Genomic DNA, 6,665 nt, shown 5'->3' on the forward strand with positions numbered 1-6,665 from the left:
ACCCCGGCCTCGGCAGCCGCCGGCCCCGGGAGCTCGGACAGGCCGGCATCGGGCGGGGCCACCACCGGCCGGTCGACGGCGTCCGGGCGGAGCACCACGACCCGGGCTGCAGGCAGCCGGGCCGCCGCGGCGACGCGTCCCGGGACATCGCGAGCCTCCGCCACCAGGTCGGCGCCGGGTCGGGCCACGGGGACTACGTCGGGCCGGGCCGTGAGTGGACGCGGTACCGTCCGGAAGGCCGGGGGCGGCCGGGTCACGGCATCCTCCGCCGTTCGGGTGAGCACCACCCCTGCGGGGGGTGTAGGACAGTCGGGTCGCCGCGGCGACACTCCGCCCGAGTGGCGTACGGCGACAGTGCGAATGCCCTTTGTTACCGCTCATGTCGAGGTCTCCCCGCCACCCGCGCCGGGCGGCCAGGTCCGGTTGGGGCCGCTGAGCCTGGCCGCCCCGGGACGCGCTGCCTACTATCTGGGCCTCGGCACCCTGGCTGTGGTCGAGCTGATCGAGTGGCCGGTGGCGCTGGCCATCGCGGCGGGCACCTACGTGGCCGGGCATGCGATGGGACCGCAGGCCGCCTCTGCGCGGGAGCGGGAGGCCGAGGTCGAGATCAGCGCGGAGCTACCTGCCAACCTTGGCAGGCGTGTGGGGCTGTGGCGTCGGTTCCGGCATGCCGAACATGGACGCGGCGAGCTGTCCGACCGCAACGGCCACAGCGAGAACGGCCGCCACGAGCGTGGTTCCGGGGGGCGTGGTTCAACGGGGCCTGGTTCCTCGGTGTCTGGTTCTTCGCAGCCTGATCATGAGCGTCCTGGTCACAACGGTCTCGGCGGTGGCGCCGCTCGGCCTCGCTTGCGGGGATGACCGCCCGCGCGTGAGACTGCTCGGCCCGGCTGCGGCGGGTCCTGCGGCGGCGGGACCGGGTCAGCCGTTCGGGTCGGCCATGTCGGACCGTGGGGCGTCGGACCGTGGGGCGTCGGACCGCGCGGCGAGTAGCGCGCCGACGGCGGCCAGCCCGGCCGAGATCGGGATGGCGACGGTCGCCGGCCGTGCCCCGGCGGCGTCCACGACCATTCCGCACAGTGGCGAGCTGACCGCCGCTCCGACGCTGGTGCCGGCGGTGAGCCAGGTGAAACCCTCGGTTCGCCGGGTGGCGGGAACCCGCCGCCCGGCGACGGTGTTTCCGAGGATCATCAGCGGGGCCAGGGGGAGGCCGGCGAGGCCGGCTCCCACGACGACCAGCGTCAGCCGGCCCGTGACCGGGATCAGCACCGCTGCCAGGGACAGGGCCAGGGCCGCCAGCGCGAACCGGCGCACCGGGTCGCCGCCGGCCGGCCGCGCACCGTAGACCAGCCCGCTGAGCAGGCTCACCACGGTGATCAGGACGGGGAGCAGCCCTGCACCGGCTCCCCAGCCATGCTCGCGGCCGAGCGCGATCAGAGCGACCTCGCCGGCGCCGAAGAAGCCGCCGAGCCCGACGAATGCGATGATCACTGCCGGCATGCCGGGCAGCAGGGCCACCGACACGGGCCGGGGAGCGGCTGTTGCGCGGGTGCCGGCTGTCGCACCCGGGTGGGTAACGGCTCCGGTGGCGGCCGAGGTGCTGGTGGCGGCCGAGGTGCTGGTGGTGGCCGAGGTGCTGGTGGTGGCAGGGGTGTTGGTGGCGGCCGAGGCTCCAGCGCCGGCGGCGGCCACGGAGCCGGCCACGGCGCCGGCGTGTGGTGTGCTTTCGACGTCGGGTGGGGTGCCGGTGCCGGGCATGGTCCGAACGGGTCGGGGCTGATCCGGGGCCGGGAGGGTCGCGAACAGCGGTACCGCCGTCGCCGCGCAGACCAGGGCGACGAGTAGTCCGGCGGGGGCCAGAGCGCTGGCAAGCAGGCCGGCCGCGGCGGGCCCCAGGATGAATGCCACCTCGTCCAGCACGGACTCCAGTGCGTAGGCGGACTGCACGGTGGGCGACCCCGCGAGCAGGTTCGCCCAGCGTTCCCTGGCCACCGCGCCGACCTGGGGCAGTGTCGCGCCGGTCAGTGCGGCCGCGGCCAGCATCACCGCGGTCGGCGCCCGGACCAGCACCACGCATCCGAACAGGGCGCCCGCGAGCACGTGCACGCCGGCGAGCACGAGCAGTACCCGGCGGGCGCCGGCGCGGTCGATGAGTCGGCTGATCACGGGACCCGCCAGGGCGCCTGCCAGGGCGAGGGTCGCGCTGACGGCACCGGCCTGGCCGTAGGAGCCGGTGACGTCCGCCACGAGCAGCAGGCTGCCCAGACCCAGCATCGAGATGGGTAGCCGGCCCACGAGTCCGGCCGCGACGCGTACCCACCCGCCTGGCTGGTCCAGCAACACGCCGTAACCGCGGACCGCCGGGCTGTCGGGAGCAGCGGGTGACCCGGCCGGAACGCCCGAGGCCGGTGGTGCAGGGTCGTGGGAAAGGTTCATGGATGCGTCCGCGGGCCACAGCGCGCAGCGGGCGCGAATCCGGCGGGGTGACGAAGCCCGGTAACGTCCGGCCCGGGGCGTGGACGCCGACGTGGCGACCGCCGGGCCGCCGACGCGCGGCGAACGCATCGACGACCGCCGCCCATATCGGCCACGATGGTGGGCAACCGGACGGCGAGTTGTACCGCACCCTACCAGGCACGATGCCGGCAATCCGGGCGCATCGCCGGCGTCGCGGGCCCGACGGCGGCCGTCCTCCCCGCCCCGAAGGTGTGCTTCGCGCTCCGCTAGCGTGAGGCGCGTGGAGGGGTGCAGACGGATGACGCGACCAGACCGGACCCGACGGGCGGGCGACCCGCCGGCCGGCATGCAGCCCGGGCGGGGCATGCAGCCCGGGCTGGGCGTGCGGTCCGGGCGCAGCGGGGCCGCGGGTGCCGGCCGGCGCCCGTGAACTTCCTCGAAGGCACGGTGCTCGGGCTGGTCCAGGGGCTGACCGAGTTCCTTCCCGTCTCCTCCAGCGCCCACCTGCGGATCACCGCCGCGCTGGCCGGCTGGGACGATCCCGGCGCCGCGTTCACCGCGGTTACCCAGATCGGCACGGAGACCGCGGTACTGATCTACTTCCGTCGGGACATCGCGCGGATCGTGCGGGCCTGGGCGCTGTCGTGGACCCGCCGGGAGATGCGCAGGGACACCGACGCCCGCATCGGCTGGCTGGTCATCCTGGGCACCATCCCGATCGGTCTGCTCGGCGTCACGTTGCAGGACGCCATCGAGGGTCCGTTCCGGGACCTTCGCCTGATTGCGACGACGCTGATCCTGCTCGGTCTCATCCTCGGCGGCGCGGACTGGTACTCCTCGAAGGGCCGTCCGCGCGGGCGGCACGCACCGCCGCGGCCGCGCAAGACCATGCCCGACCTGTCGGTGCGCGATGGCCTGCTCTACGGTCTGGCGCAGTCGGCAGCGCTCATCCCGGGCGTGTCCCGGTCGGGGGCGACGATCAGCGGCGGGCTGCTGCTCGGCTACACCCGAGAGGCGGCGGCGCGCTACTCGTTCCTGCTCGCGATGCCCGCGGTGCTCGCCTCCGGAGTGTTTGAGCTGAAGTCGATCGGCGGCGACGGCGCCGAGGTGTCCTGGGGGCCGACGATCGTCGCCACGATCGTGGCGTTCGCCACCGGCTACGCGGCCATCGCCTGGTTCCTGCGCTACATCTCGACCCGCAGTTTCACGCCGTTCGTGCTGTACCGGGTCGCGCTGGGACTGCTGTTGCTGGCGTTGCTCGCCGGGGGCGCGATCAGCGCGGACGCGGGTGCCGAGGCCGACTGACGACCCGCGGACGGACCCGCCGCGGCCGCGTCAACTACGGTGGGCTCGCGGCCCATGCGGCGTACGGAACGTGACGCGCGGTCGGCGGGGGTGCGGCGCACCTGCTCGGCGCGGCGCCGACGGAGCGTGGAGGACGCCATGAATCGGTCAGGGGTCGCGGGAGCGCGGCCGTCCCCGGGACGGCACGACGACCCGGACACGGCGACCGGTGAGGACACGGCGACCGGTGAGGACACGGCGACCGGTGAGGACACGGCGACCGGTGACGAAGCGGCGACCGGTGCGGATGCGGCGACCGGTGCGGATGCGTCGGGCAGCGAGGATGCGTCGGGTAGCGCGGTCGGACCCGTGGCAGCCGTCTCGGCCGCCGCCGGACTGACGGCCGCCGAGGTCGCCGAGCGGATCGCCGACGGCCACGTCAACGACGTGCCGCTGCGCTCCAGCCGGACCCTCGGGCAGATCGTCCGCGCCAACGTGTTCACCCGGATCAACGCGATCATCGGCGTCCTGCTGGCGTTCGTGCTCGTCGTCGGTCCGTTGCAGGACGCCCTGTTCGGCGGGGTGATCGTCGCGAACACGCTGGTGGGGCTGTTCCAGGAGCTGCGCGCCAAGCGCACCCTGGACCGGCTGGCGGTGGTCGGGGAGTCCCGGCCGCTGGTGCGTCGCGACGGGATCGCGGCGCCGCTCGCCGCGTCCGAGATCGTCCTCGACGACGTCATCGAACTCGGGCCGGGTGACCGGATCGGCGTCGACGGCGTCGTCGTCGAGGCCGAACACCTGGAGGTCGACGAGTCGCTGCTGACCGGCGAGGCCGACCCGGTGCACAAGCAGCCCGGTGACCAGGTCATGTCCGGCAGTTTCGTGGTCGCGGGCGGGGGGGCGTTCCGGGCGACCCGGGTGGGCCGCGAGGCCTACGCCGCGCAGCTCGCGGAGGAGGCCAGCCGGTTCACCCTGGTGCACTCCGAGCTGCGCGCCGGCGTCAGCACGATCCTGCGGGTCGTCACCTGGATGATCATCCCGACCGGCGTCGCGCTGATCATCAGTCAGATCTTCGTCAACGACGACGACCTGCCCGAGGCGATCCGCCGGATGGTCGCGGGCCTGGTGCCGATGGTGCCCGAGGGGCTCGTGCTGCTCACCTCGGTCGCCTTCGCCGTCGGGGTGGTGCGGCTGGGGCGCCGTCAGTGCCTCGTCCAGGAACTGCCGGCGATCGAGGGGCTGGCCCGCGTCGACGTCGTCTGCCTCGACAAGACCGGCACCCTGACCGAGGCGGCGATGGATGTCGCCGAGCTGCGCATCGTCGACGTGACCGCGGCGACCGACGCGACCGACGCGACCGGGGCGACTGCGGCGACCGACGCCGACGACGGTCCCGCGGCGGAGGCGGCCCGCCGAGTGCTCGGTGCGCTCGGCGCCGCCGACACCCGGCCGAATCCCAGCATGCAGGCGATCATCGAGGCCTACCCGGCGCCGGCGGGCTGGACGGTGCGCGCGGACGCCCCGTTCTCCTCGGCTCGCAAGTGGAGCGGCGCCACCCTGGCCGACCCGGCCGGCACCGTCGCCACCTGGCTGCTCGGAGCGCCGGACGTGCTGCTGCCCGCCGGTCACCCGGTGCTCACCGAGGTGGACGGCTACGGCGCGCGCGGCCTGCGGGTGCTGCTGCTCGGCCGGTTCGGCGCCCCACTCGACGGCGCGCTGGCCGACCCGTCGAGCGTCCAGGCGGCCGTGGTGCCGGTTGCGCTCGTTGTGATCGCCCAGCGGTTGCGGGCCGACGCGCCGGACACGCTGCGCTACTTCGCCGAGCAGAACGTCGCGGCAAAAGTAATCTCCGGGGACAACGCGCTGTCCGTCGGCGCGGTCGCCCGCGCCCTGGGCCTGCCCGGCGCCGACTCGCCGGTGGACGCGAGAACGCTGCCGACCGATCCCGACGGCCTCGCCGACGCCCTGGAGACCCACTCGATCTTCGGGCGGGTGACCCCACAGCAGAAGCGGGCGATGGTCGCCGCGCTGCAGTCGCGCGGGCACACGGTCGCGATGACCGGTGACGGCGTCAACGACGTCCTCGCCCTCAAGGACGCCGACATCGGCGTCGCGATGGGCTCGGGCAGCCAGGCGGCCCGCGGCGTCGCGCAGATCGTCCTGCTCGACAACAGCTTCGCGACGCTGCCGTTCGTCGTCGCCGAGGGACGTCGCGTCATCGGCAACATCGAACGTGTCGCGAACCTGTTCCTGACGAAGACCGTCTACTCGGTGCTGCTCGCCATCCTGGTCGTCGTCACCCGGGTGCCCTACCCGTTCCTGCCGCGGCACCTCACGCTGCTTGGCTCGCTGACGATCGGCATCCCGGCGTTCTTCCTCGCGCTCGCCCCGAACGCCGAGCGGGCCCGCCCGGACTTCGTCGACCGGGTGCTGCGCTTCGCGCTGCCCGCCGGGATCCTCGCCGCGGCGGCGACCATGGCGTCCTACCTGGTGGCGCGGTCGATCTACGACGATCTGGACGCCGAGACGTCGATGGCGACCCTGACGCTGTTCCTCATCGCGCTGTGGGCGCTGGCGATCGTCGCCCGCCCCTACACGTGGTGGCGCATCGCGCTGGTCCTGACCATGGCGGTCGCCTTCGTGCTGGTCCTGGTGATCCCGTTCGGTCGGGAGTTCTACCAGCTGTCGCTGGTGGGAACGACCGGCCCGTGGATCGGGGTGGCCATCGCCGCGGGCGCGGGGGTCCTGCTGGAACTCGCCTGGCTGCTGACCCGCCGGCAGCTGTCGGTCGCGGCCGCCAGGGATGAACTGGCCGCGGCGCGGCGCCCCTCGACGACGCAGAGCAACGTACGGACCCTGCCGTCGCCGTCGCCGTCGCCGTCGCCGTCGCCGTCGCCGTCGCCGGCGGGGGCGGGACCGGGGCC

4 protein-coding genes and 1 pseudogene are annotated in these 6,665 nt (G+C 74.2%); 3 read left to right on the top strand and 2 right to left on the bottom strand.

All coding sequences use genetic code 11. The annotated features are described in order from the left end of the window. A pseudogene (locus tag ND748_RS21640) lies at positions 1-188 on the bottom strand (hypothetical protein); the annotation flags it as partial. Between the two features lie 172 nt (positions 189-360). On the opposite strand from ND748_RS21640, the gene ND748_RS21645 reads away from it, so the two are divergent. Then, complete coding sequence (locus ND748_RS21645) at positions 361-861, top strand: hypothetical protein (protein WP_251747817.1); 501 nt, start codon at positions 361-363, stop codon at positions 859-861. 60 nt (positions 862-921) lie between these two features. On the opposite strand, the gene ND748_RS21650 is transcribed toward ND748_RS21645, so the two are convergent. After that, positions 922-2,436 carry an MFS transporter gene (locus ND748_RS21650; protein ID WP_251747818.1) on the bottom strand — a complete coding sequence of 505 codons (1,515 nt, stop codon included), beginning with the start codon at positions 2,434-2,436 and terminating at the stop codon, positions 922-924. Positions 2,437-2,883: 447 nt separating this feature from the next. On the opposite strand from ND748_RS21650, the gene ND748_RS21655 reads away from it, so the two are divergent. Next, positions 2,884-3,762 (top strand): undecaprenyl-diphosphate phosphatase, encoded by an 879-nt coding sequence (locus tag ND748_RS21655; protein WP_251747819.1) that lies wholly within the window; start codon positions 2,884-2,886, stop codon positions 3,760-3,762. A 138-nt stretch (positions 3,763-3,900) separates the two neighbouring features. Then, a partial coding sequence (locus ND748_RS21660; RefSeq protein ID WP_251747820.1) for an HAD-IC family P-type ATPase occupies positions 3,901-6,665 on the top strand: 2,765 nt, incomplete at its 3' end.

It is taken from the genome of Frankia sp. AiPs1, from assembly GCF_023716945.1.
Lineage (GTDB): Bacteria > Actinomycetota > Actinomycetes > Frankiales > Frankiaceae > Frankia.